Genomic DNA, 25,678 nt, shown 5'->3' with positions numbered 1-25,678 from the left:
GCGTCGCCTTGGGGCGTGAGCCACGCTTGAGTGGAATAGACTCAACTTTGCGTACGTCGGGTGGGTCAGGTTCTTACGGGACGGACCCCGCGCCAAGGAGGAGAGACCGCACGTGGACGCCGAGCTGACGAACAAGAGCAAGGCCGCGCTCAACGCCGCCACCGACCGCGCGGTGTCGGCGGGCCATGCCGACCTGACCCCCGCGCACCTGCTCCTCGCACTGCTCGAGGGCGAGGACAACGAGAACATCACCGACCTGCTCGTCGCGGTGGACGCCGACCAGGCTGAGGTACGGTCCGGGGCGGAGCGCCTGCTGGCCGCGCAGCCCAGCGTCAGAGGCACCACCGTCGCGCCGCCGGGGCCCGACCGCGCGCTGCTCGCCGTCATCTCCGACGGTGCCAGGCGGGCGAAGAAGCTGGGCGACGACTACCTCTCGACCGAGCACCTGCTCATCGGGATCGCGGCCGAGGGCGGCAAGGCCGGCGAGGTGCTGGACCGGCAGGGGGCCGGTGCGAAGAAGCTGCTGGCCGCGTTCGAGAAGGCAAGGGGAGGACGCCGGGTGACCACACCCGACCCGGAGGGCCAGTACAAGGCCCTGGAGAAGTTCGGCACCGACTTCACGGCCGCCGCGCGTGAGGGCAAGCTGGACCCGGTCATCGGCCGTGACCAGGAGATCCGCCGTGTGGTGCAGGTGCTGTCGCGCCGTACGAAGAACAACCCTGTACTGATCGGTGAGCCCGGCGTCGGCAAGACGGCCGTCGTGGAAGGGCTCGCGCAGCGCATCGTCAAGGGCGACGTGCCGGAGTCCCTGAAGAACAAGAAGCTGGTCTCCCTCGACCTGGGCGCGATGGTCGCGGGCGCCAAGTACCGCGGTGAGTTCGAGGAGCGGCTGAAGACCGTCCTGTCCGAGATCAAGGAGAGCGACGGGCAGATCATCACGTTCATCGACGAGCTGCACACCGTCGTGGGCGCGGGCGCCGGCGGCGACTCCGCCATGGACGCGGGCAACATGCTCAAGCCCATGCTGGCGCGCGGCGAGCTGCGCATGGTCGGCGCGACGACCCTGGACGAGTACCGGGAGCGCATCGAGAAGGACGCGGCGCTGGAGCGGCGCTTCCAGCAGGTGCTGGTCGCCGAGCCGAACGTCGAGGACACCATCGCGATCCTGCGCGGCCTCAAGGGCCGGTACGAGGCGCACCACAAGGTGCAGATCGCGGACGCGGCGCTGGTGGCCGCCGCCGCGCTCTCCGACCGCTACATCACCTCGCGCTTCCTGCCCGACAAGGCCATCGACCTCGTCGACGAGGCCGCGTCCCGCCTCCGTATGGAGATCGACTCCTCGCCCGTCGAGATCGACGAGCTGCAGAGGACGGTCGACCGCCTCCGTATGGAGGAGCTGGCGCTGAAGAACGAGTCGGACCTCGCGTCCAAGCAGCGTCTGGAGAAGCTGCGCCGCGACCTCGCCGACCGCGAGGAGGAGCTGCGCGGGCTCGACGCGCGCTGGCAGAAGGAGAAGCAGGGCCTCAACCGGGTCGGTGAGCTGAAGGAGAAGCTGGACGAGCTGCGCGGACAGGCGGAGCGCGCGCGGCGCGACCAGGACCTCGACACCGCGTCCAAGCTGCTGTACGGCGAGATCCCCGCCGTGGAGCAGGAGTTGGCGGCGGCGGCCGAGGCGGAGCAGGAAGCCGCCAAGGACACCATGGTCAAGGACGAGGTGGGCGAGGACGACATCGCCGACGTCGTCGGGTCGTGGACCGGGATCCCGGCCGGGCGGCTGCTGGAGGGCGAGACGCGCAAGCTCCTCCGTATGGAGGCCGAGCTGGGCCGGCGGCTGATCGGTCAGACGGAGGCGGTCGGGGCGGTCTCGGACGCGGTACGGCGCACCCGCGCGGGCATCGCGGACCCGGACCGGCCCACCGGCTCGTTCCTCTTCCTCGGACCGACCGGCGTCGGCAAGACCGAACTGGCCAAGGCGCTGGCCGACTTCCTCTTCGACGACGAGCGCGCCATGGTTCGCATCGACATGAGCGAGTACGGCGAGAAGCACTCCGTCGCGCGCCTCGTCGGGGCGCCGCCCGGCTACGTCGGTTACGAGGAGGGCGGCCAGCTCACCGAGGCGGTCCGCCGCAGGCCGTACAGCGTGGTCCTGCTGGACGAGGTCGAGAAGGCGCACCCGGAGGTCTTCGACATCCTGCTCCAGGTCCTCGACGACGGACGTCTCACCGACGGCCAGGGGCGGACGGTGGACTTCCGCAACACCATCCTGATCCTCACGTCGAACCTCGGCAGTCAGTACCTGGTCGACCCGATCCCCTCGGCGGAGACGAAGAAGCAGCAGGTCCTGGAGGCCGTACGGGCCTCGTTCAAGCCGGAGTTCCTGAACCGGCTGGACGATCTCGTGGTCTTCTCCGCCCTCTCCAAGGAGGAGCTGGCCAAGATCGCCGACCTGCAGATCGCCCTCCTCGCCAAGCGCCTGGCGGACCGCCGACTCACCCTGGACATCACCCCGGAGGCGCTGGCCTGGCTCGCCGACAAGGGCAACGACCCGGCGTACGGCGCGCGGCCGCTGCGCCGGCTGATCCAGACGGCGATCGGCGACCGGCTGGCGAAGGAGATCCTCGCGGGTGAGGTCGTGGACGGCGACACGGTGCGGGTGGACCGGGCGGGGGACGAGCTGATCGTGGGGCGGGCGACGGGTGGGCAGGAGCAGGCGGCGCCTTCTTTGGAGAAGACGCCGTAGCACCCCCGCCTGGCCGACCCGGAGGCCCGTCACCGACGCGGTGGCGGGCCCGCGCCCGATTGGGGACGGGGCGCAGGGTTTCCGGCGGGGGATCGCGGCTAGGGTCGTTGTCAGACAACGGCATGCCATCCTCAGGAGAATCCAGCGATGACCATCGACCCGTCCTCGATTCCGAACTTCGGGGCCCAGCCCCAACCGCAGGCTGCGGGAACGGCGGGCCCTGTCGTCCCCGACCAGGATCTGGTCAAGCAGCTCCTCGACCAGATGGAGCTGAAGTACGTCGTCGACGACGAGGGTGACCTCGCGGCGCCGTGGGAGGAATTCCGTACGTACTTCATGTTCCGCGGCGAGGGCGACCAGCAGGTCTTCTCGGTGCGGACCTTCTACGACCGGCCGCACGCCCTTGAGGACAAGCCGAAGATCCTCGACGCGATCGACGACTGGAACCGCCGCACGCTGTGGCCCAAGGTCTACAGCCACGTGCACGAGGAGGAGGACGGCCCCACGACCGTCCGGCTCATCGGCGAGGCCCAGATGCTGATCGGTACCGGGGTCAGCCTGGAGCACTTCGTGTCGTCGACCGTCAGCTGGGTGCGGGCGTCGATCGAGTTCGACAAGTGGATCGTGGAGACCTTCGGGCTGACGCCGGCGGAGGAGAAGCCCGCCGACGAGGCCTGAGCCGGTCTGTGCGGCGCCGTGGCCCCGCCTACAGCGGCATCGGTGCCAGCGTCAGCAGGTACGTCCCGTAGGCGCACGACAGCCCGGCGAGGGCCGCGATCAGTACGATCGCCGCTCTCGGCCGGGCTTTCGTCAGCGCGCACGCGAGCGGGAGCAGCAGGGGGAACGCGGGCAGCAGGAAGCGCGGCTTGGATTCGAAGAAGCCGCCGCCGCCGACCGTGATCAGCAGCAGGACGCCCGTGTACACGAGCAGGGGCAGCGGGGGCCGGTTCTCCCGGTCCAGGACGAGCAGCGCGAACAGCAGTACGGCCGCGCCGACGATCAACACGGTGCCGGTGGTGGCGAGTTCGGCGGGGCGCAGGACGATGTCCCGTACGTGGCTCAGGGCGTCGGCGCCGAAGTCGAAGCGGGACCTCCAGCCGCTCTGCACGGCGAAGTAACCGGCGAGCGGATCACCGACGCGTACGCCGACCCAGAGCAGATAGCCGCCCCAGCCGAGCGGCGCGACGACGGCTGCCGCCCAGAGCCGCCAGGGGGCGTGCGCGCGGCGCTTCCACAGCTCGTACGCCACCGCGACGCACACCGCCGCGGCGATCGCGACCCCGTTGGGCCGGGCCAGGCCCGCGAGCCCGGCCAGCGAGCCCGCCCACAGCCAGCGGCCGGTGAGCACCGCGTACAGGGCGACGGCGGCGAGCGCGGTGAGCAGCGGTTCCGTGTACGCGATGGAGAACACGACCGCGTGGGGCAGCAGCCCCCACAGGAGCACGAGGAGCGTGGCGGTGGTGCGGCCGTGGAGGCGTTCGCCGAGGAGGTAGATGCCGAGGGCGGCGGCAGCGGCGGCGGCCCAGGAGATCAGCAGGGCGGCGGTGCCGCCGCCGATCGGGAACACGGTGGTGACCGCGCGTACGAGACCGGGGTAGAGCGGGAAGAACGCGAGGTCGCTGTGGACGGCGCCGTCGCTGAAGTACAGCGTGTGGCCGTAGCCCTGGGACGCGATCCGCGTGTACCAGGTGGAGTCCCAGGTGTGGGTGAGGAGTTGGCGCGGGGAGCGGCCGATGTGCTCGGCCCACAGGCACAGGGCCAGCAGCCCGGTGAGCCGGGCGGCGGCGAACAGCCCGAGCGCGGGGGCGGCGCGGCGCAGGGCGGCGGCGAGACGGGTGGCGCGGCGGCGCGGGGCGACGGAGATGAACGTGACGGCCGGTGGCGCGGCCGATCTGGCGGCGGCCGGGATGGTGGCGGCCTTCCCGGTGGCGGTCGGGGCGGCGTGGGTCGGGGTGGCGTCGGCGGTGTCGAGCGTGTCGGCGGACAGGGGGCACCTCCGGGCGCGCGTGATCGGTCGAGCCGACCCTCCGTGCCGCCCGCGGACCGCGCGACCGGAGGCCCGCCGACCGGGTACGAAGCGGCGCCGTACGAGGGGTGTGCGGGGCGGGGCGGCGTGTCGGCGTGACAGGGCGCGTGGCGGGTGGGTGGACCGGCGGGGTCACGGGCGACCGCGGCGCGCCGGCAGCGGCCCTCAGTCCGTCGGACACGGCCTGGGCCGTGTCCGACAAATCCCGCCCGGCGCGCGGCGCCCGGTACGCACGCTCTTCCTCGTAGCCGTTCGGGCACGGGAGGTGCCCCCCCGGGTTGTCGTCGGTCGCCCACGTACGGCCGGGCCGTCCGCAACGCCGATCCTCGCCTTGCGGTCGCACGCACCGACGAGACAACGGCCGCTCCGTAGGGCGGGGCCTGCGGCGGCTGGTGCGGTGCGTCGCAAGGCGGAGGATCGGCCTCGTACTGGGCGTACTTGGCCGACTCCGACAACGCAGGGGGCACCCCCGTGGCCCCCTCGGGGCCTACGGGGGAGAGGTGCCGTGCCAGGCGTCGCGGGCCAGGCGGGACTTTGAAGACAGGACCTAGTCCCCCTTGCGGAAGATCTCCGACAGCCGGTCCCCGCTGTCCGGCGACAGCAGCCCCGGGCTCTCCGGACCTTGGAGGCCCACCAGCACCGCCAGGTCCCGGCCGTGTACGTCCACCGCCGACTCCACCAGTGACGCCAGTGCCTCCACCGATTCGCGGGCGCGGGACCGGGCCACCGTCGCGCAGCCCGCCGCGATCAGGACGGCGGGCCACCACCAGACGGCGACGGCGAGATAGCCGAGCGACCACGCGCCGAGCCGGGCCGCCGCCGCGAAGGAGGTGCGGGCGGACTCGATCTGGCGTTGGGCCGGTTCGGTGAGGATCAGCCACAGGCGTGGCCAGACGGCGGCGAGGTCGATGCCGTACGCCGCGTGGACCCGCCACGCCGCCGCCGCGAGGCGGTCGCCGTACCAGGTGGGGCGGGTCGGTGGGACGAGGGCGATACGGTCGCGGGCCCGGGTGAGGCGTTCGATCTCGGCGGCCGGGGTGGCCGGGTCGCGGATCGCGTCGGTCCGTTCGCGGTCGAGGCGCTGCCAGGCCGTGTGACGGCGGTACTGGAGGCGGCGTTCGAGGGGGAAGCGGCTCTCGCGCAGCCAGAAGCTCTCGACGGCGGCCCCGAGGAACTGCGCGGCCAGCGACAGCGCCGCGGACAGCAGCAGGACGGCGGCCACCGCGACCGCCGCCGTGCCGGTGCGGTCCATGACGGGCCGGGCGGTCAGGTCGTCGAGGGCCTGGCTCAGCCGGTGGATGTCGTGCCAGTGGGTGTGCCCGAGGGTCGTGCCGGCGGCGAGGACGCCCAGGAAGAGCGCGCCGGGCAGTACGAGGAGGTTGAGCCACCGCTCGGTGAGTTTCGTGCCGAGCGTGACCAGGAGCGGGTTCACCGGCGCGGGTACGTCGAGAGCCCCGGGCTCATACCGTGGAGTCCCCGCGCAGGCGCTCCTTGCGCATCCGTACGCCGTTGACCGCGCACGCGGGCGCCGGCCGCAGGTCCTTGGCGGGTTCGCGGCGGGTGCAGGGCACCGTACCGGGACAGAGCGCGACCTTGATCATCGGGCGGACGCCGGGCAGGGTGGCGCCGGGCGAGCCGAGGAATTCGCCCCGCCGGGTGCCGAGCCCCCGCGAGTCGCCCGCCCGGCGCAGCGCCTCGTCCACCGCCTCGAAGGCGGCGTCCAGTTGAGCCGGGTCGACGGCGCCCGCCGTCAGCAGCCGTCTCGCCCGCTCGACCGTCTCCGCGACCTGGGCGTCGCTGCTCCGCAGTCCGTCCGGGGCGTTGAGCAGCAGGCACAGAGCCGCGATGGAGTCGGCGCGTCGGCGCTCCCCGGGCGCGCCGTCTGATGCGGTCATGGCGTCAAGTGTGCCTCGGGCAGACACTCTTGGCTCGCACTTGACCACAATGAGTCAGCGGGACGGATCAGTGGCGGGGCGAGCAGGGGGAGGGCGTAAGGGTGAGCGTGACGAGTCGGGAGCGGCTCCTGACCGCGGTGGCCGAGCGGCTGGCGCGGGTCGATCAACAGGCCGACGGGACACTGCTGTTCGGCGCCAGGGCCGACGCCGAACTGGGGGCGTTGCTGCGCGGCTGCGACCTGGGCACCGACATGGAGGCCCGGTATGTGGCCGGTTGGCTGTTCTGGTACCGCTGTCTCTCGCTCGGCGAGGGGCATGGCGCGGAGGAGGGCAGTTGCGCGGGGATGCTGCTGTACCCCGTCTGGGTGCGTGATCGGGACGCCGTACCACCGGAGTTGGCGGGATTCTGGGCCGCCCAGCCGCCGGAGTCCTGGCCGGATCCGGCGAGCGCGGACGGGCCGGAGGAGTGGAGCGTGGTGTGCATGGCCGCCACGGCGGTCGGGCAGGGTCGTCAACTGCCAGGGGCTCCACCGGACATGGCGAAGGCGTTCGACCTGCCGGGCAGCACGCCCGACATCGTACGGGCGCAGGCGATCGGCGCGGGACGGCTCGCCGTGCTCGCCACCGACGAGGACGACCCGGAACTCGCCATCCGGGTCGGCTGGCTGTCCGAGGCGATGGCCGCGGCGGCCCGCGCCCGGGACGACGACGAACTGCTGCGGGAGTCGGTGCGCCTTGCCGACGACGTGTTACGGCTCCAGCGCCGCGCCGTGCGGCTCACTCCGGCCGGCGATCCCAACCGCCTGCCACGGCTGAGCAATCACGGGCTGTCGCTCGTCGCGCGCTACGAGCGGACCTCCGATCCGGAGGACCTGGACGAGGCGATCGGGATCGCCCGCGACGTCGTGGACCAGGCGGCCCAAGCGGCCCAGGTGGCCCGGGCCGCCCAGACGGACGAGCACGACCCCGACCTCCCTCGCTACCGGAGCCTCCTGGCGCGCGCGTCGGCCCTGCGGCTCGACCGGTCGGGCGGTGCGGTCGAGGAGTTCGACGAGGTGGTCGAGCTGTACCGGCGAGCCGCGCCCGGCGACCCGAACGGGCCGGGCTCCGGGCTGGCGAATCTCGGCGGCGCGCTCCTCAAGCGGTACGAGGTGACCGGCGCGCTGCCGGACGTGGAGGAGGCGATCACCGTGCTGTACCGGTCGCGCCGGGAGATGTGGACCGAGCCGCACGAGCGGTCGCGGGCGGACGAGCAGCTGGGATTGGCCCTGCGCGCGCGGCACGCGCGACTCGGAGACGTGGCCGACCTGGAGGAGGCACGGCGACTGCTCGGCGGCGCCGCGCCGCCGGACGCCGGCGAGACGACGGGCCGCGCGCTCCAGAGGATGGTCAACTCCGCGCTGGAGCTGCGTGGGCGGTACGAGCGGGGCCTGGGCGATCCGGACGATCTCCGCACGGCGGCGGCCCGGCTGCGCGAGGCGCTCGCGATGCTCCCCGCCGGTCACGCGGCGAAGCCGGCCGTACTCAACAACCTCGGCAGTGTCCTGGTCTCCAGCCATCAACACTCCTCCGACATGGGCGAGTTGACCGAGGCGGTCGACGCGCTGCGTGAGTCCGTACGGGAGACAGCGGCCGGACACCACCAACTCGCCGGCCGGCTGATCAACCTCAGCGGCGCACTGATGCTCCGTCACAACCGGCTCCAGGACTCGGCGGATCTCGCCGAGTCGCTGGACTGCCGCCGGCGCGCCGCGGCGCTGCCCGGCACCTCTCCCGTGAAGCGCGCCGCGATCCTGTCCGCGACGGGCGCCGCTCTGATGCGTACCGCCGACCGGACAAGGGACCCGGTCGCCGCCGATCAGGCGGTGGAGCACATCAGGGCGGCGCTGGAGTTGACCGGCGCGACCGATCCGCTGCTGTGGCAAAGGCAGTTGGCGCTCTCGATCACCCTGCTGCGGCGCTTCGAGATCACCCTCGGCCGCCGCGATCTGCGGGAGGCGCGGACGCTCGCGGACGCGGTGCTCGCCGCGCTGCCCGAGGGATCGCCACGACGGGCCAACGCCCTGATGGTGGCCGCCGCCGCCCACGGGGCCTCGCTGCGGACCGCGCTGTCGTCGAACGCGCGGGAAGAGGTGGTCCAACTGCTGCGCGAGGCCGTCGATGTCACCCCGCCGGATCACCCGAACCTCACGATGCGGCTGTCCGCGCTCGGTACGGCCCTGGCCGAACGGTACGGGCGTACGCACGCGGAGGACGATCTCAAGCAGGCCGCCGGGGCCTTCCGCGAGGCGGCGCTCGAACCGCAGTGCCCGCCGTCCGAACGGCTTGAGGCCGCCTGGCGGTGGGCCCGTGCCGGGCTGGACCTCGGACGGCCGGATCTCGCGCTGAAGGGGTACGTTGTCGCCGTCGACCTGATGCCGCTCCTCTCGCCGCGCCATCTCCTGCGCGACGACCAGGAGTTCCGGCTCGCGGAGACGACGGGGCTGGGGGCGGAGGCCGCCGCCTGCGCCGTCCGGTGCGGAGAGCCGGGGCTCGCGGTACGGCTGCTGGAGCAGGCGCGCGGCGTGCTGCTGGCGCAGGCCTTCGACGCGAACAGTGACCTGACGGAACTGGCCCGCAAGGCACCCGAGTTGGCGGGCAGGCTGGTCAGGCTGCGGGACGGACTCGACGAGTCCACAGGCGCGTTGGAGCCCGAGCCCGAGCCGGAGCCGGAGCCGGAGCCGGAGCCGGAGGAGGTGGGGGTGGCGGAGAGCGATGCCCCCGCCAGCGACCGACGGCAGCGGCTGACCGCCCAGTGGGACGAGCTGACCGCACAGATCCGCGCCGAGCAGCCGGAGTTGCGCCTCTTCCGCTCCGTACGCGACTGGGACGAGGCCGAGTTGTACGCGACGGCCGCGCACGGCCCCGTCGTCCTGGTGCATGTGCCGCGCGCCGACAGTGGCGGCGGCGCCGGGACCCCGGCCGGCGGCGCGCTCGTCGTGACCGGGCGGTCCGTCGAGGCCGTACCGCTGCCCCTGCTCACCGCACCGGCGGTCACCGAGCGCACCGAGCGTTTCCACGACGCGCTCGCGCGGCTGAACGCGCCCGGGAGCGGCCACGAGGAAGCGCTGCGGGCCCAGGGCGAGGTGCGGTCCACGCTGGACTGGCTCTGGTCGGCCGTCACCGGCCCCGTGCTCGACCGGCTGGGCCTCGGCGTTCCCCCGGAGGGGGAGGAGCTGCCGCGCGTCTGGTGGTCGCCGGGCGGGCTGCTCGGCACGCTGCCCCTGCACGCTGCCGCGCCGGACGGCACCGGGCCCGGCGCCCTCGACCGGGTGGTCTCCTCGTACGCCCCCACGCTCCGTACGCTCCACCACGCCCGCACCCGTGTCCCGGCCCGCATCCCCTCACGCGCCTACGCGCGACAGCCCGCCGCCGACGCACGCAAGGGAGCGGGCGCCCGCAGGGACGACTCCATGCTGATCGTCGCGGTCCCGGAGGCGGCCGGACAGCCCGCGCTGCACGGCGCGCGCGAGGAGGCCGAGTGGCTGGCGGAACGGCTGCCGTACGCCACGGTCCTCGCCGACGGCGCGGCGACCCGCGCCGCGGTCGAGGCCCGGCTGCGCGACCACGCGCACGCGCACTTCGCGTGCCACGCCGTCAGCGATCCGCTGCGCCCGTCGGCCGGCCGGATGGTGCTGCACGGCCCGCCCGAGGCGTCGCCGACGATCCGCGATCTCGCCCGGCTGCGCCTGCCCGGCGCACGCCTGGCCTACCTGTCGGCGTGCGACACCATGCGTATCGGCGCCGAACTCGCCGACGAGTCCGTGCACATCGCGAGCGCCTTCCAGATGGCGGGCTTCCCGCATGTCGTGGGCTCGCTCTGGCAGGTGGACGACACGGTCGGGACCCGGATCGCCCGCCGGGTGTACGAGCAGTTGGACACGGCGTCCTCCCTCTCCGTGGAGAACACGGCGCGCGCCCTGCACCGCGCGGTGTGCGAGGTGCGCGCCGACTACCCCCGTACGCCGAGCCTCTGGGCGTGCCAGGTCCACGCGGGGCCGTGACGGCCGGCCCCGGAGATCACCCCGCCAGCGTCTTCAGCCGGGTCGCCGCGTCCGCCAGGACCTCCGTGCGCTTGCAGAACGCGAAGCGTACGAAGGGCGCGCCCTGTTCGCGGTGGTCGTAGAACACGGCGTTCGGTACGGCCACCACCCCGCACCGCTCCGGCAGCGCGCGGCAGAAGGCGAAGCCGTCGCTCTCGCCGAGCGGGCGGATGTCGGTGGTGACGAAGTACGTGCCCGCCGGCCGGTAGACCTCGAAGCCGGCCGCGGCGAGCCCCGCCGACAGCACGTCGCGCTTGGTCCGCAGATCGTCGCGCAGCTCGTCGAAGTAGCTGTCCGGCAGCCGCAGCGCCTCGGCGACGGCGTACTGGAAGGGGCCCGCCGAGACGTACGTCAGGAACTGCTTCGCCGCCCTGACCGTGGTCACCAGTTCCGGCGTGGCCGTCACCCAGCCGACCTTCCAGCCGGTGAACGAGAACGTCTTGCCCGCCGAGGAGATGGTGACCGTGCGCTCGCGCATCCCCGGGAAGGACGCGAGGGGCAGATGCTTGCCGTCGAAGACCAGGTGCTCGTACACCTCGTCGGTGACGACCAGCAGATCCCGCTCGACGGCGAGCGCGGCCACGGCCGCCAGCTCCTCGCGGGTGAGGACCGTGCCGGTCGGGTTGTGCGGGGTGTTGAGGAGGATCAGCCGGGTGCGCGGGGTGACGGCGTCGCGCAGTTCGTCCAGGTCCAGGTGGTACGCGCCGTCGCGGGGGCGCAGCGTGACGGGGACGCGGGTGCCGCCCGCCAGGGCGATGGAGGCGGCGTACGAGTCGTAGTACGGCTCCAGGGCGATGACCTCGTCGCCGGGCTCGACGAGGGCCAGCAGCGACGCGGCGATGGCCTCGGTGGCGCCCGCCGTGACCAGGACCTCGGTGTCGGGGTCGTACGTCAGGCCGTACCGCTTCTGCTGGTGGTCGGCGATCGCGGTGCGCAGCTCGGGGACGCCGGGGCCGGGCGGGTACTGGTTGCCGCGGCCGTCGCGCAGCGCCCGTACCGCCGCCTCCCTGACCTCCTCGGGGCCGTCGGTGTCGGGAAAGCCCTGGCCCAGGTTGATCGCGCCGGTCCGGACGGCCAGTGCCGACATCTCGGCGAAGATCGTCGTCCCGAACTCCGCGAGGCGTCGGTTGAGCAGGGGGCGGTGGTGTGGCGGGGGAGTTGCGGGGTTCGTGGCGGTCATGGCGGCCATCCTGCGCCGAAGCTCTGGACTTGCTCAAGTTCGCTTTGGGCTCGCGGGGCGGGGGGCATTCCCCAGTCACACAAGAAGACGGCACGAAAGCCGATCACTGGCGAAGCCGGTCCCGCGACGGCGCGGGGGCGTCGCTTCGGGGGAACAGAAAGACGGTGGGGACGATGGGCGTTGTGGGGCTGGCCTTCGGGTTTCTCGCACTGTTGGTTGTCGGGTTCCTGTTCGCAATGGGGGCCTATGCGAAGCACCTGGGTGCGCGGAACCGGAACCGCGGTGTACGTCTCTACGGCAGCCGCCGGTCCGGCGCGGCCGGCAGTGGCGGTGGCGACGGCGGTGGCGGGAGCTGGTACTCCAGTGGGGACAGTGGCGGTTCGTCGTCCTGCGGAGGCGGTTCGTCCTCCTGTGGTGGCGGTTCGTCGTCCTGCGGTGGGGGCGGCGGAGGGTGCGGCGGCGGAGGCAGCTGACACGGGGCAGCTGGTCCGTGGTTGATCGAAGGTGCCCGGCGGAAGTGAACTTCCGCCGGGCACCTTCGTGTTGGCGCCGTGGTGAGCCGGTGCTGAGCGGGTGCTGAGCCGGTGCTCAGCCGGTGACGGGTCTGTGGTGAACCGATGAGCGGTTTTTCATTGAACAGTTGAACTGGGGTGCCCCCGAGGGGATGGAAACCCCGTCAAGTTGGGTAAAAACGCTGTGAGCGCCCCTTACTTCGTGATTCTCTCGCTGTTGAGATTTTCCAGCCCCCGGACCTTGGGCCTCGAACCTCGGACCTTCTGTGCGGAGCCGAGCAGACGATCTCCTCCTGCCGTCGATCCTCAGCTCTCAGCCCTCAGTTCACGTTCTCAATTCCCCGTTCACAGCTCTCAGTTCACAGCTCTCAGTTCATTTCGATCATCCTCCGGGACGCCACCCGGTCCACTTTGCCAAGCGTGTTTGCGGAGCCGACCCATGCTCAGAACCCTCAATACCGCCTACACCGACACCCGCGCCGCCGATCTGGCCTGGGCGTTGGGGCGCGAGCCGCTGCCCGCCCTCGCCGTCCTCGATCTCGAACTCACCGGCGCCAAGGTCCAGATGAGGCTTCTCGGCGCCTCCCATCAGGTGCTTCTCGAGGAGGCGCAAGGCAGTTGCTCCGAGACGGTGGCCTGCATTCCCGGCAGCAGTACGCCGCTGCCGCTCGGGGTCGCCGAGCGCGTGGGGGAATGGGAGTACGAATTCGCCGCGCGCGTCGAGACGTTGTCGCAGGGCTCGTTCGCGGGGCGCGCGCAGGAACTGCTCGCGCTGGTCGCCGACCATCCGAACGGGCTCGCGGGCACCTTCCCGGGTGAACCGCACGCGTTCACGGCAATGCTCGTGCAGCGGCACGAGGGGCAGGTGTCCTGGCGGACCTGGCACGCGTATCCGCAGGAGGGGGCGCTGGTGGTGACCCGGACACGGGTGGGGGTGCGGGTGCCGGCCGCGCTGTAGCCGGGGTCGGGGCGGGGCCGGGGGCGTGGCGCGGCGCGGCGTGGTGTGGCGTGAAAACGTCAACAGAACGGGTGCGTACGCCGGTTACCACCCTTGTGGGTGACAAGCCGCACGGAAGTCGTGACGTAGCGTTACTGGAATGATCGACCAGTCTGTGGTCGCGCCGCCGGACAGCGCGGCGCGACTGCCCGTCCGACCGAGCGCGGGTCGCTTCCTGATCCTCGCCGTGGTCTTCGTGTGCGCCGCGTGCGGACTGGTGTACGAGCTGGAGCTGGTCGCCCTCGCGTCGTATCTCATCGGGGACTCCGTCACGCAGGCGTCGGTGGTCCTGTCCCTGATGGTCTTCGCGATGGGCCTCGGCTCGCTGCTCGCGAAGCGGCTGCGCTGCCGGGCGGCCGTCGGATTCGGTCTGGTGGAGGCGGCGCTCGCGCTGCTCGGGGGCCTCTCGGCGCTGGTGCTCTACGCGACGTTCGCCTGGATGGGCGAGTCGCGGTACGCGCTGATCGGCTTCTCGCTCGCCATCGGGGTCCTCATCGGCGCGGAGATCCCGCTGCTGATGACGCTCATCCAGCGGGTGTCGCGCCAGGACGCGGGCGGGACCGTCGCCGATCTCTTCGCCGCGGACTATGTGGGCGCGCTGGTCGGCGGGCTCGCGTTCCCGTTCCTGCTGCTGCCGTGGTTCGGACAGCTGACGGGCGCGCTGCTGACCGGCGCGGTCAATGTGGTGGCGGGCGGCGCGCTCGTGCTCTGGGTCTTCGGACGCGACCTGACGGGCCGTGAGCGAGGGCTGCTGCTCCTGGTGAACGTGCTGGTGCTGGCCGTGCTGGGCACCGCCGCCGTCATGGTGGACGACTTCGAGCGGGCCGCGAGGCGCGCGGTGTACGGGGACGGGGTGCGGGTCGCCGTCCAGACCGACGTCCAGGAGGTCGTCCTCACGGGCGGGCGTGACGAGCCGCTGGACCTGTATCTGGACGGGCGGCTGCGGGTCAGCGAGCGCGACGAGTTCCGGTACCACGAAGCGCTGGTGCATCCCGCGATGAGCGGGAGGCACGCGCGCGTGCTGATCCTGGGCGGCGGCGACGGGCTCGCGGCGCGCGAGGTCCTGCGCTACGGGGACGTCCGTTCGGTCACGCTCGTGGAGATGGACCCCGGCGTCGCGCGCCTGGCCCGCACGGATCCGGCGCTGGCGGGGCTGAACGGGCATGTGTACGACGACCCGCGATTCCGGGTGGAGTACGCGGACGCGTTCGCGTGGCTGCGGGGGGCGGCGGAGGCGGGGGCGTACGACGTGGTCATCTCGGACCTGCCGAATCCCGGGATCACCCCGAGCACGAAGCTCTACTCGGAGGAGTTCTACGGGCTCGCCTCCCGGGTGCTCGCCAAGGGCGGGCGGCTGGCGGTGCACGCGGGTCCGCCGGCGTCCCGGCCGCGTACGTACTGGACGGTGGACGCGACGCTGCGGGCGGCCGGCTTCGGTACGAGTCCGTACAGCGCGACGGGGCGGGTGGCCGGGTTCGGGGCGGGGCCGGACCGGGTGCGCGACGGGAAGGGCGCGGACGAGGAGGACTGGGGGTTCCTCCTGGCCGCCGTCGGCCGGGCGCCGAGGGTGGGGCTCTCCCCGGAAGCGCCCCCGCTGCGCTCGCTGGCGGCGCCGGTGCTCGAAGCGGGCGTCCTCGGGGCGGAGCGCACCCGGTTGCGCGATCTGCCGCCGTCGACGCTGGTGCATCCGCGGTACGCGGGCTGACGGGCGGCGACCGTCCTTACGGGTCGGGTTGTGCGCGGAGAGGCGCCTGAGGCGGCGGGGCTGAGTAGGCTCGGATCCCATGGAGCATGAGGTGTTCATTCCGGTTCCGGCTGAGACCCTCCGCGAGGCGTTGCGGGACCACGCCCGCGTCGCGCGCTGCGTCCCCGGACTCCAACAGGACGCGGACGCGTCGGCGCGCCCGCTCTCGGGCCGGCTGAAGGTCCGCGTCGGCGGCCACACGATCACGTACCGCGGCGCGCTGACGCTCACGGAGCGGGCGGGCGGCTTCACGGCGAAGGGCGAGGGCGCGGAGGTACGCGGTACGGGCTCCGCCAAGGTGTCCGTCCGCGTCAGGCTGACGGAGACGGGTGAGGGTACGACGGTCGCGTTCACGTCGACGTGGACGCCGACGTCGGACGGCCGCCTGTCCGGCATCGCCGCGTCGACGTCGGAGGCGACGGCCCGCAGACTGCTGGACCGCTTCGTCGCGGCGCTGGCGCAGCCGGGTGCCGCGCCTGGCGGTGCGGAGGCGGAAGGCACGGCGGAGAGCCCTGGCGCCGCCGGCGTTGCGGGCGAGGGCGTCGGGCGGGACGGCACCGGCGTTGCGGACGCGGGCGTCGGGCGGGACGGGGACGTACCCGCTTCGGATGCGGCGTCCGCCGGCGGGGCGCATGCCGCTGATGCGGCGGCGCCTGCTGATCGACCGGCGGGGAGCCCCGCCGGGGGGCCGGGCCGGACCGGACCGACCTCGGACGGAGCCTCTGCCGCTGAACCACGGGGCGGCGATCGGGCTCCGGGCGACGGGTCGGACTCCGGCGGGTCTGACCGTGGGTCGGACCAAGAAGTGACGGCTGCGGGAGCCACCCCCACCTCCACCCCCGGCGCCGACCGGCTTCCGGAAGACGCACCGGACGTCGACGCGGAGGCTGCGGAGTCTTCGGACGCCGCGCCCGCCGGTGACGAGGCGTCGGCAGGCGCGAGCTCCGACCCAGACCCCGACCCCGACCCCGCCCCCGACACCACCCCCGAGGTCCCCGACCCGGACGACCCCGAGCTGACCGAGCCCGCCGGCTTCGACGTTCCCGTGCCGCCGTCCGCCCTCGACGCGTCCGCCGGGTTCGGGGTCACCGCCTCCGGGGACGGGGACTTCCTCGTACCGCTCGATCCGCCCGCCGAGGCCGCCCATGCCCGGCGGACCATGATCGGGCGCAGCGCCGAGGAGGTCGATCACGCGCCGCCCCGCGGGCGTTACGCGCCCGAGCAGGCACCCGACGCCGGGGGCGCCGGTGCCGCGTTGCGGTGGGTGGCGCCCGCCGCCGCGCTCGCCATCGCGGGCGCCGTCGTCGTGGGGCGCGCGCTGCGGCGCAGGCGTTGAGCCGGGCCGTGCCGCCCCGCGCCGGTTAGGGTCATGGCGTGAGTACGGACACGGACCAGAAGCGCGAGATCCGACTGGCGGCCGGCGACGCCGAGTTGACCATCCATCCGGCGAACGGCTGCCGCGTCGCGAGCCTGCGCGTCGGCGGTACCGAACTGCTGCGGCAGGGCGACCGCTACGGCTGCTTCCCGATGGTGCCCTGGTGCGGCCGGACCGGGGAGGGACGGTTCCGCAACGGCGGCGTCACCCACCAACTGCCGCTCAACTCCCCGCCGCACGCCATCCACGGCACCGGCCGCGACACCTCCTGGCGTACGGCCCGCAAGGGCGAGAGCGAGGCGGCGTTCACGTACGAGCTGGCCGACCCCTGGCCGTACACCGGCCGCGTCACGCAGCTGTTCGAGCTGACCGACGACTCGCTGACGCTGACGCTGGGCGTCGAGACGTACGACGACTCCTTCCCCGCCCAGGCGGGCTGGCACCCGTGGTTCCTGCGCCACCTCGACGGCGGTACGGCCGAAGAGGACGCCGTACGCCTCGACTTCGCGGCTGCCGCCGCGTGGCAGGAGGAGCGCGGCGCGGACCATCTGCCGACCGGGCGCCGTATCGACCCCCGGCCCGGCCCGTGGGACGACTGCTTCGGGATGCCCGACGGCGTCGAGGCGACGCTGACCTGGCCGGGGCGGCTCGAACTCAAGGTGACCAGCACCGCCGAGTGGGCCGTCATCTACGACGAGCAGGCCGAGGCGGTCTGCGTGGAACCGCAGACCGGCCCGCCGAACGGGCTCAACACGGCGCCGCGCCTGGTCACCCCCATCGACCCCCTGGAGATCCGGGCGACCTGGAGCTGGCGCCGGCTCTGAGAAGCCCCCGTGAGCCGGGCCGTAAGCTCAGGGCCATGACTGACGTACGCGCTGAGCTGCTCCAGCAGATCAAGGACAAGGCCGTCGTGCACGGCAAAGTGACCCTCTCGTCCGGCATCGAGGCCGACTGGTACATCGATCTGCGCCGCATCACGCTGGACGGGCAGGCCGCCCCGCTGGTCGGGCAGGTCATGCTCGACACCGCCGCGGCCGCCGGTCTCGACTACGACTGCGTGGGCGGCCTGACCCTCGGCGCGGACCCCGTCGCGACGTCGATGCTGCACGCGTCCGCCGCGCGGGGCGCGAGCCTGGACGCGTTCGTCGTACGCAAGCAGGGCAAGGCCCACGGCATGCAGCGGCGCATCGAGGGCACCGACGTGAAGGGCCGCCGCTGTCTGGTCGTGGAGGACGTGTCGACGACCGGCGGGTCCCCGCTGACCGCCGTCGAGGCCGTGCGTGAGGCCGGCGGCGAGGTCGTCGCCGTCGCCGTCATCGTCGACCGGGGCGCCGCAGGGGCCGTCGAGGCCGCAGGGGTCCGGTACGTCAGCGCGTACACCCTGCCGGACCTCGGGCTGGCCTGAGCCCGGACTGAGCCCGGCCCGGGTCCGGCCCTGGTCCGGACTGGGCCTCACCGTACGGAAAAGGATCTGGAAGGATGAGGGCGACAATGACGTCGCCCCCAGGTCAGGGACAAAGCACCTCACACCCGCACATCACAAGGAGCGGCCCGATGCCCATCGCAACCCCCGAGGTCTACGCCGAGATGCTCGACCGGGCGAAGGCAGGCAAGTTCGCCTACCCGGCCATCAACGTGACCTCGTCCCAGACTCTGCACGCCGCGCTGCGCGGCTTCGCGGAGGCCGAGAGCGACGGCATCATCCAGATGTCCACCGGTGGTGCGGAGTTCCTCGGCGGCCAGTACAACAAGGACATGGTGACGGGCGCCGTCGCGCTGGCGGAGTTCGCGCACATCGTGGCCGCGAAGTACGACATCACGGTCGCGCTGCACACCGACCACTGCCCCAAGGGCATGCTGGACACCTACGTGCGTCCGCTCCTCGACGTCTCCGCCGAGCGCGTCAAGGCCGGCCGGAACCCGCTCTTCCAGTCGCACATGTGGGACGGCTCCGCCGAGACCCTCGCCGACAACCTCACCATCGGTGAGGCGCTGCTCGCGCAGGCCGCCGCCGCGAAGATCATCCTTGAGGTCGAGATCACCCCGACCGGCGGCGAGGAGGACGGCGTCACGCACGAGATCAACGACTCCCTCTACACGACCGTCGACGACGCGCTGCGCACCGCCGAGGCCCTGGGCCTGGGCGACAAGGGCCGTTACCTGCTGGCCGCGTCGTTCGGCAACGTGCACGGCGTCTACAAGCCGGGCAACGTCGTGCTCCGTCCGGAGCTGCTGAAGGACCTGCAGGAGGGCGTGGCGGCGAAGTACGGCAAGCCCGCCGGCAGCCAGCCGTTCGACTTCGTCTTCCACGGCGGCTCCGGCTCCTCCGCCGAGGAGATCGCGACGGCGCTGGAGAACGGCGTCGTGAAGATGAACCTCGACACCGACACCCAGTACGCCTTCACGCGGCCGGTCGCCGACCACGTACTGAAGAACTACGACGGTGTGCTGAAGGTCGACGGCGAGGTCGGCTCCAAGAAGACCTACGACCCGCGCACCTGGGGCAAGCTGGCCGAGGCGGGCATGGCGAAGCGCGTGACCGAGGCGTGCGGTGCGCTGCGCTCCACGGGCACCAAGCTCAAGTAGGCAACTGCCGTACGCACAGCGGGCCCGGTACCTCTTGAGGTGCCGGGCCCGTGTGCTGTTCGCATTGCTGTTCGCATTGCTGTTCGCATTGCTGTTCCGAGCCGAGGAGGATCGAGACACTGTGGATCCTGGTTACGACTTCGACACCCCCGTCGACCGCCGCGGCACCTGGAGCGTCCAGTGGGACGGCGTCGCCGACCGCTTCGGCGTGGACGGGCTGCTCCCCTTCACCATCTCCGACATGGACTTCGCCTGCGCGCCCGAGGTGCTCGCCGCGCTCCAGGCGCGCATCGCGCACGGCGTCCTCGGTTACACGGACTGGCGCCACGAGGACTTCCTGTCGGCGCTGCGGCACTGGTTCGCCACGCGCTACGACACCGATCTGGACACCGACCGCGTGGTGTACGCGCCGTCCGTGCTCAGCCAGGTGTCGCAGCTGCTGCGGATGTGGTCCGCCCCCGGCGACGGCGTGGTCGTCCACACCCCCACGTACGACGGCTTCCGCAAGGCGGTCACCGGGCTCGGCCGCGAGCTGCGCGGGGTGCCGGTGGGGGACACGGCGGCGCTGGAGCGGGAGCTGGCGCGCGGCGACAGCAAGGTGCTGATCCTGTGCTCGCCGCACAACCCGACGGGGCGGGTGTGGACGGAGAGCGAGCTGACGGAGTTCGCCGGTCTCGCGGCGGCGTACGGGGTGGCGGTGATCAGCGACGAGATCCACGCCGACTTCGTGCACCCCGAATTCGTTCCGGCGGGCCGCCGCCATCTGCCGTGGACCCGGTTCGGCACGGGCCGGTGGGCCATCGTCACCTCGGCGTCGAAGTCCTTCAACTTCCCGGCGCTCAGCGGCTCGTACGGCATCATCGGCGACCCGGACGACCACGCGGAGTTCCTGCGCCGGATGCTGACGGCCGAAGGGCTCGCCTCCCCGGCCGTCCTCGCGCTGACGGCCCACATCACCGCGTACCGCGAGGGCGCGCCCTGGCTGGACGCGCTCAACGCGTACGTCGTGGGCAACCTCCGCATGCTCGCCGCCCGCCTCGACGCGGCCTTCCCCGCGCTGGGGTGGCGTCCGCCGGAGGCCGGTTATCTGGCCTGGATAGACCTGCGGGCGCTGGGCGTGGACGACGACGCGCTCCAGCGGGAGCTGATCGAGCGCGAGAAGGTGGCGATCATGCCGGGCACGACGTACGGCTGCGAGGGTTACGTACGGCTCAACGTCGGCTGCCCGCGCGCCAAGGCGGAACAGGGCACCGACGCGTTGATCCGTGCGCTCCGCCGGCTTACTTCCTGATACTCGTAACTGCCTTCACGGAAGGGGGAGTTCGGCGAGCATCACCGCGAAGACGGGCGAGTCGGGGAACGGTTGGCGCTCGCCCACCTTGCGGTAGCCCCACGACTCGTACAGGGCCTGGACCTTGGGGTGCCGGGTGTCGACCAGCAGGACGGCCAGGTCCTCCTCCCGTGTCCGCAACAGTGCGCGGGACAGCCGTTCGGCGGCGCCCGTCCCGCGCCAGGTGGGGTGGACCGCCAGTTCGGAGAAGGAGTATGTACGGGTCCTCTCCGGCGCCGGGTCCAGGTGTTCACGCCACCATTCGCGGCCCTCTGTCGCCGGGGCGCCGTAGGCGAAGCCGACAGGCTTGTCGTCGTCGTAGCCCACCACACATGAGAAGCCCGGGTGACTGCCCCAGTGGTCCACGAACCAGGGGAAGCGCTGGTTGAACTCGTCGTCCAACTCCTCCGCGTACGCGGAGGCGTGGAGATCGAGGAGCGTCTGCCGGATTCGCGGGAGATCGGCGTGTGCGTAGTCGCGGATGTCGAGGTCCGTGGTGCCCGTCATGTACGGCTCCGTTCGAGGCGGTAGCGGTCCGACCACTGGCGTGAGGTTTTTGAGCCGGGGGCGGACGTGGTCAGGGCGCGCTGGAAGTGGTCGAGCCGCGACCGCAGGCGGCCGGGCAGGGCCTGGTCGGGCAGTAGGCCGAAGACCGTGTCGGCCGTGGCGCAGGCTTGGCCGATGTCTCCTTGGCGGAGCTGTGCGAGGGCGAGCTGTGTGGTGGCCATCGCGCGGTTCCTGCGGAGCGCGTCGGGGATACGGGACAGGGCCTGGTGAGAAGCGGCCTCGGCCTGGTCCGGATCTCCGGTGGCGTTCATGACGACGGCGGTGATCGCGCTCAGCTCCCCCGGCCCGTAGAAGGCGATCCAGTTCGGTCGTGCGAAGTTGGACCCCTCAGCTCTGCCGAGGGCGTCCTCGGCGCGGCCCAAGGCCCGCAGAGCGGCCGGACGATCGCGGAGATGCGTGTGATTGATGGCCGCGCGGGCGTGTGCGAGTGAGGCGAACATCGGATCACGGCGGGTGATGGTGGTCGCCAGTGCCGCGTCCGTCGAGTCCGCCGCCTGATGGAAGTCATGACGCTGCCGGCAGAGCATCGCGTACATGTTCCACACCTGGAAAAGCGCCACGGGATCCCGTGCCATACCCGCGAGATGGAGCGCTCTCGCCAAATGCGTCTGGGTGTGATCCAGCCGATGGGCGTCCAGCGCGGACCACGCGGCGATCCCGGTGTAGTCGGCCGCGATGGCGAAGAGGCGTCGGCGGATGCGCTGGGTGGCGGCCTGATCTCGTAGCTCCAGTGTCCGCTTGGCGCCCGAGAGCGCCAGCTGTTCCAACTCGCCGTGACCGCCTTGGCTCTGGTCCAGTTGTACGAGGTCGCTCAGTCCTTCACGGAGGCGGATCACGTCCGAGGAGCCGACCATCGAGGGGCGGGCAGTGATGAGCGGCGCGGCGGCGGCCGTCCCGGCGGCGGCGGTGACGAAGTCGCGGCGTCTCACGGGCTGCTCACCTTCGTTCGTGTCGCTCTGTCGGCACGCCGGGGCAACGAAACCCAGTTCGCCCGCCGAGCGCCCGAAGAGTGCGGTCAACGCCTCCCGCTGCCGGGCGTGCGGCCAACGGGTCCTTCCGGTAAGCCAGTTGCGTACCGTCCGGTCGCTGACCGTCCCTTCGTGGCCTCTGTTCCAGAGGTAGGTGTTCACGGCATCGGCGAGTTCGGCCTGGGTGAATCCGGTCTCATTCACGGCGTGGCTCAGACTTACGTTGCCCGTCACCCGTCAACCGTAGCCAGGTGGCCGAGTGGTGGGACCGGCTACCGGGGAAATTTCCGGTGAGGGGGGACGTACAGCGCCTCGATACTTCCGCCCGGTCGGCGGGCCGGGGCAGTTGAATGAGTCGTGTCACTTCTGTACGAGCAGTGACACGACCTGAGAAGGAGAGCCACATGGCAGACGACGGGAAGGACGGGAAGCACGGCGGCCCGCCCTCCGACAAGCCGTGGACGCCCCCGGCACCTTCGGAGCCCAGCCCCGACGGGTCCGGGCCCAAGAAGTGAGTTCCGGTGGGGACCCGCGTCACGGTTACGCCGCGCTCGTCGCGGCGCTCGCCGGGCGCGGGCTTCTTGATCCGGTCTGGCGCCGGGTGTGGGAGGCGCTGCCCCGGCATCGGTTCATCCCTTCGAGGATCTGGCGGCAGGGGCCGGAACGCTGCGAGCCCGTGGCCGTGGGGGACGAGTGGTGGAGCCTGGTCCACAGTGACGAACCCGTGGTCGTCCAGGTCGACGACGGGGCGGAGAACGGGCCCGGTGTGGCCACCTCGTCCAACTCCATGCCCAGCATGGTCGCGACGATGCTCGGCCTCCTCCAGGTGCGCGACGGCGAGCGCGTCCTGGAGATCGGCACCGCGACCGGGCATGTTGCCGCGCTCCTTTCCAAGCGTCTCGGCGACCGGGGCCGGGGTGTCCACAGCATCGAGGTCGACCCCGCCATGGCCGCCATGGCGGCCACCCACCTGGGCGACACCGGATACGAACCGCACCTCCGAGTCGGTGACGGTGAGCGCGGTTGGCCCGGAGGGGAGCCCTTCGACCGGATCGTGGTCACCTGCTCGTTGCGCCGGGTGCCGTACGCCTTCGTCGAGCAGGTACGGCCCGGCGGCACTGTCGTGGCGCCGCTGTATCGGGACTTCTGGAGCGGCGCTCTGGTCCAGCTGGTCGTGGGCGCCGACGGTGCCGCGCGGGGCCGGTTCCGCGGCGGTGCGTCGTACATGCCGATCCGGGCACAACGTACGGAGGTGGCCACCGCGGTCGACTCCGGCACCGCCCGCTCCCGGGAAGCCGGGCTCGACCCCGACGAACTGCTGTCCCTGGGCTTCGCCCTGTACGCCGGTGCCCGGCTGCCGGGCGTGTGGATGCGGCACTCCAGGATCGACGGCACCGTCCACGTGTGGGCACGCGGTGAGGACGGCTCCGCCACATCCACCGCCACCGGCGAGGACGTGTGGCAGTACGGACCGCGCGATCTGTGGGCGGACATCGAGGAGGTGCACCGCGAGTACACGGCGGCCGGCAGCCCGCACCACGAGGACTTCGGACTCACCGTCACCGCCGAGGGTCAGAGCGTGTGGCTGAGGGAGCCGGGCGCGATCGTGAAAGCGCTCGCGTAAGTCGGGCATCCGCACCGGCCAAGGTGGATGATGCCCCCATGGACATCAGGCTGGGCACGGCCTCCGGCCGGTGGATCGTACTGACGACAGTTCTCGGTTCCAGCATGGCGCTGCTCGACTCGACCGTCGTCAATGTCGCCCTGCCGCACATCGGTGACGATCTCCACGCGAACCTGGCCGACCTGCAGTGGACGGTCAACGCGTACATGCTCACGCTCGCCGGGCTGATCCTGCTGGGCGGGTCGCTCGGGGACCGGTACGGGCGGCGGCGGATCTTTGTGCTGGGCACCGTGTGGTTCGCGCTCGGGTCGCTGCTGTGCGGGGTCGCGCCCAGCGCCGAGGTGCTGATCCTGGCGCGGGCGCTCCAGGGGGTGGGCGGGGCGCTGCTGGTGCCCGGGTCGCTCGCGCTGATCCAGGCCAGCTTCCATCCGGACGACCGGGCGCGGGCCGTGGGGCTGTGGTCCGGGCTCGGGGGTGTCGGGGCGGCCGTGGGGCCGTTCCTGGGCGGGTTCCTGGTGGACGGGCCCGGCTGGCGGTGGGTCTTCCTGCTGAACGTGCCGCTGGCCGCGATCTGTGTGCCGGTGGCGCTGCGGCACGTACCGGAGTCGCGGGATCCGGCGGCGCACGGCCGGTTCGACGTGCTCGGCGCGGTGCTGGGCGCCGTGGCGCTGGGGCTGGTGACGTACGCGCTGATCGCGAAGGTGTGGTGGGCCGGGGCCGCGGGGGTGCTGGTGGGTGTGTGGTTCGTGCTGCTGGAGCGGCGGCGGCCCGATCCGATGCTGCCGCCGTCGATCTTCGCCTCGCGGCAGTTCACGTCGGTCAACGTGGTGACGCTGTGCGTGTACGCGGCGTTCGGCGGGTTCTTCTTCCTGGCGTCGTTGCAGCTCCAGGTCGTCGCGGGCTACTCGGCGCTCGGCGCCGGGACGGCGCTGCTGCCGACGACCGTGCTGATGCTGCTGTTCTCCGCCAGGTCGGGCGAGCTGGGCGCGCGGATCGGGCCGCGGATCCCGCTCACGGTGGGGCCGCTGCTGTGCGCCGGCGGGCTGCTGCTGATGCTGCGGGTGGGCGGCGGGGCGGACGCGTCGTACGTACGGGACGTACTGCCCGCGCTGGTGGTGATGGGGCTCGGCATGGTGACGCTGGTCGCGCCGCTGACCGCGACGGTCCTGGCGTCCGTCGACAACTCCCGGGCGGGGCTGGCGAGTGGCATCAACAACGCGGCGGCGCGCGCGGCGGGTCTGCTCGCGGTGGCCGCGCTGCCGCTGCTGGCGGGCATGGGGCCGGAGGTGTACCGCTCGTCGACACAGTTCGACGCGGCGTTCCACCGGGCCATGCCCATGTGCGCGGGGGTGCTGGTGCTGGCGTCGCTGATCGCCTGGGCGACGGTGCGCACGACGCGGCCCGCCGACGACAAGACCGCCGAGAGCGCGCCCAGCCTGCCCCAGTGCAAGGTCAACTGCGGGCTCTCGTCGCCGCCGCTGGAGCCGACGACGGTACGCAGGGGGCTGGGCGAAGGGGCGGGAGGGGGCGCGTGATTGCCGAGGTGAGGGCGGGCGATTGCCGGTGGCAAACCCGCTCCACTGCCACAGAATCCGGCGCGACCTGGGACACTCGGAACCATGGCCATCCATAAAGACCTTCTCGGGGGACCGCCCCCCACGCACCTGCCCGACGACCCCGAACCGCGCGAGCTTCTCGCGAACGGGACGGCGCCCGCCGACGTCGCGGCGAAGTACCCGACCTCGTCGCTCGCGTGGGCCCAGCTCGCCGACGACGCGTTCGAGAACGGCCGGGTCGTGGAGTCGTACGCGTACGCCCGTACCGGCTACCACCGCGGCCTCGACTCCCTGCGCCGTAGCGGCTGGAAGGGGCACGGCCCGGTGCCGTGGGAGCACGAGCCGAACCGCGGCTTCCTGCGCGCCCTGCACGCTCTCGCCCGCGCCGCGCAGGCGATCGGCGAGGAGGACGAGTACGAGCGCTGCTCCGGCTTCCTGCGGGACTCCTCGGCGGCGGCGGCCGACACCCTCGGCTGAGTTCGCGCGCGTCGGGTTC

At 72.3% G+C, this 25,678-nt stretch carries 19 protein-coding genes; 13 read left to right on the top strand and 6 right to left on the bottom strand.

Annotated elements, in window-relative coordinates; translation table 11 throughout:
- Positions 1 to 112 precede the first annotated feature (112 nt).
- Together clpB and ACFT9I_RS14690 are read left to right on the top strand one after the other, a co-directional pair.
- Complete coding sequence (gene clpB / locus ACFT9I_RS14695) at positions 113 to 2,740, top strand: ATP-dependent chaperone ClpB (RefSeq protein ID WP_382564167.1); 2,628 nt, start codon at positions 113 to 115, stop codon at positions 2,738 to 2,740.
- A gap of 147 nt (positions 2,741 to 2,887) precedes the next feature.
- Entirely contained in the window at positions 2,888 to 3,418 is a 531-nt protein-coding gene (locus ACFT9I_RS14690; RefSeq protein WP_382564165.1) for a YbjN domain-containing protein, read from the top strand.
- A gap of 28 nt (positions 3,419 to 3,446) precedes the next feature.
- Here ACFT9I_RS14690 and ACFT9I_RS14685 read toward each other — a convergent pair whose 3' ends face one another.
- The 3 genes from ACFT9I_RS14685 to ACFT9I_RS14675 form a co-directional block, all read right to left on the bottom strand.
- Entirely contained in the window at positions 3,447 to 4,604 is a 1,158-nt protein-coding gene (locus ACFT9I_RS14685; RefSeq protein WP_382564300.1) for a hypothetical protein, read from the bottom strand.
- A gap of 709 nt (positions 4,605 to 5,313) precedes the next feature.
- Positions 5,314 to 6,198 carry a hypothetical protein gene (locus ACFT9I_RS14680; RefSeq protein WP_382564163.1) on the bottom strand — a complete coding sequence of 295 codons (885 nt, stop codon included), beginning with the start codon at positions 6,196 to 6,198 and terminating at the stop codon, positions 5,314 to 5,316.
- A 28-nt stretch (positions 6,199 to 6,226) separates the two neighbouring features.
- Positions 6,227 to 6,661, bottom strand: coding sequence for a hypothetical protein (locus ACFT9I_RS14675; protein WP_382564161.1), 435 nt, complete (start codon positions 6,659 to 6,661; stop codon positions 6,227 to 6,229).
- A gap of 101 nt (positions 6,662 to 6,762) precedes the next feature.
- Between ACFT9I_RS14675 and ACFT9I_RS14670 the strand changes: the two genes are divergently transcribed.
- On the top strand, positions 6,763 to 10,704 hold the full coding sequence (locus ACFT9I_RS14670) for a CHAT domain-containing protein (protein ID WP_382564160.1): 3,942 nt from the start codon (positions 6,763 to 6,765) through the stop codon (positions 10,702 to 10,704).
- Positions 10,705 to 10,720: 16 nt separating this feature from the next.
- Here the strand turns inward: ACFT9I_RS14670 and ACFT9I_RS14665 are convergent, their stop codons facing one another.
- Complete coding sequence (locus ACFT9I_RS14665) at positions 10,721 to 11,932, bottom strand: pyridoxal phosphate-dependent aminotransferase (protein ID WP_382564158.1); 1,212 nt, start codon at positions 11,930 to 11,932, stop codon at positions 10,721 to 10,723.
- 942 nt (positions 11,933 to 12,874) lie between these two features.
- Here ACFT9I_RS14665 and ACFT9I_RS14660 point away from each other — a divergent pair.
- The 7 genes from ACFT9I_RS14660 (at position 12,875) to ACFT9I_RS14630 (ending at position 20,428) form a co-directional block, all read left to right on the top strand.
- Positions 12,875 to 13,393, top strand: a complete 519-nt coding sequence (locus tag ACFT9I_RS14660; RefSeq protein ID WP_382564156.1) for a DUF2617 family protein — start codon at positions 12,875 to 12,877, stop codon at positions 13,391 to 13,393.
- A gap of 139 nt (positions 13,394 to 13,532) precedes the next feature.
- On the top strand, positions 13,533 to 15,137 hold the full coding sequence (locus tag ACFT9I_RS14655) for a polyamine aminopropyltransferase (protein ID WP_382564154.1): 1,605 nt from the start codon (positions 13,533 to 13,535) through the stop codon (positions 15,135 to 15,137).
- A 79-nt stretch (positions 15,138 to 15,216) separates the two neighbouring features.
- Positions 15,217 to 16,512, top strand: coding sequence for an SRPBCC family protein (locus ACFT9I_RS14650; protein WP_382564153.1), 1,296 nt, complete (start codon positions 15,217 to 15,219; stop codon positions 16,510 to 16,512).
- Positions 16,513 to 16,550: 38 nt separating this feature from the next.
- The gene (locus tag ACFT9I_RS14645; protein ID WP_382564151.1) at positions 16,551 to 17,375 is read left to right on the top strand and encodes an aldose 1-epimerase; all 825 of its coding nucleotides are present in this window, start codon (positions 16,551 to 16,553) and stop codon (positions 17,373 to 17,375) included.
- A gap of 35 nt (positions 17,376 to 17,410) precedes the next feature.
- Positions 17,411 to 17,956: an orotate phosphoribosyltransferase gene (gene pyrE / locus ACFT9I_RS14640; protein ID WP_382564150.1), complete on the top strand. Its 546-nt coding sequence runs from the start codon at positions 17,411 to 17,413 to the stop codon at positions 17,954 to 17,956.
- Positions 17,957 to 18,105: 149 nt separating this feature from the next.
- Positions 18,106 to 19,137 carry a class II fructose-bisphosphate aldolase gene (gene fbaA / locus ACFT9I_RS14635; protein ID WP_382564148.1) on the top strand — a complete coding sequence of 344 codons (1,032 nt, stop codon included), beginning with the start codon at positions 18,106 to 18,108 and terminating at the stop codon, positions 19,135 to 19,137.
- Positions 19,138 to 19,258: 121 nt separating this feature from the next.
- The gene (locus tag ACFT9I_RS14630) at positions 19,259 to 20,428 is read left to right on the top strand and encodes a MalY/PatB family protein (protein WP_382564146.1); all 1,170 of its coding nucleotides are present in this window, start codon (positions 19,259 to 19,261) and stop codon (positions 20,426 to 20,428) included.
- A gap of 15 nt (positions 20,429 to 20,443) precedes the next feature.
- On the opposite strand, the gene ACFT9I_RS14625 is transcribed toward ACFT9I_RS14630, so the two are convergent.
- Positions 20,444 to 20,974, bottom strand: coding sequence for a GNAT family N-acetyltransferase (locus tag ACFT9I_RS14625; RefSeq protein WP_382564144.1), 531 nt, complete (start codon positions 20,972 to 20,974; stop codon positions 20,444 to 20,446).
- Entirely contained in the window at positions 20,971 to 22,236 is a 1,266-nt protein-coding gene (locus ACFT9I_RS14620; RefSeq protein WP_382564142.1) for an XRE family transcriptional regulator, read from the bottom strand. The genes ACFT9I_RS14625 and ACFT9I_RS14620 overlap by 4 nt, the downstream gene beginning before the upstream one ends.
- 277 nt (positions 22,237 to 22,513) lie before the next feature.
- Here ACFT9I_RS14620 and ACFT9I_RS14615 point away from each other — a divergent pair, with 277 nt between their 5' ends.
- The 3 genes from ACFT9I_RS14615 to ACFT9I_RS14605 all read left to right on the top strand — a co-directional run bounded on the left by ACFT9I_RS14615 (position 22,514) and on the right by ACFT9I_RS14605 (position 25,659).
- A complete protein-coding gene (locus ACFT9I_RS14615) occupies positions 22,514 to 23,626 on the top strand; it encodes a methyltransferase (protein WP_382564141.1) in 1,113 nt (370 codons plus the stop codon).
- Positions 23,627 to 23,664: 38 nt separating this feature from the next.
- The gene (locus ACFT9I_RS14610) at positions 23,665 to 25,161 is read left to right on the top strand and encodes an MFS transporter (protein WP_382564140.1); all 1,497 of its coding nucleotides are present in this window, start codon (positions 23,665 to 23,667) and stop codon (positions 25,159 to 25,161) included.
- 84 nt (positions 25,162 to 25,245) lie between these two features.
- Positions 25,246 to 25,659 carry a DUF3151 domain-containing protein gene (locus ACFT9I_RS14605; protein ID WP_382564138.1) on the top strand — a complete coding sequence of 138 codons (414 nt, stop codon included), beginning with the start codon at positions 25,246 to 25,248 and terminating at the stop codon, positions 25,657 to 25,659.
- Positions 25,660 to 25,678: the final 19 nt, after the last annotated feature.

The sequence above is a fragment of the Streptomyces sp. NPDC057137 genome, from assembly GCF_042670825.1.
GTDB lineage: Bacteria > Actinomycetota > Actinomycetes > Streptomycetales > Streptomycetaceae > Streptomyces.
The sequence above is the reverse complement of the archived record's forward strand: the minus strand, read 5'-3'. Positions and strand labels throughout refer to the sequence as shown.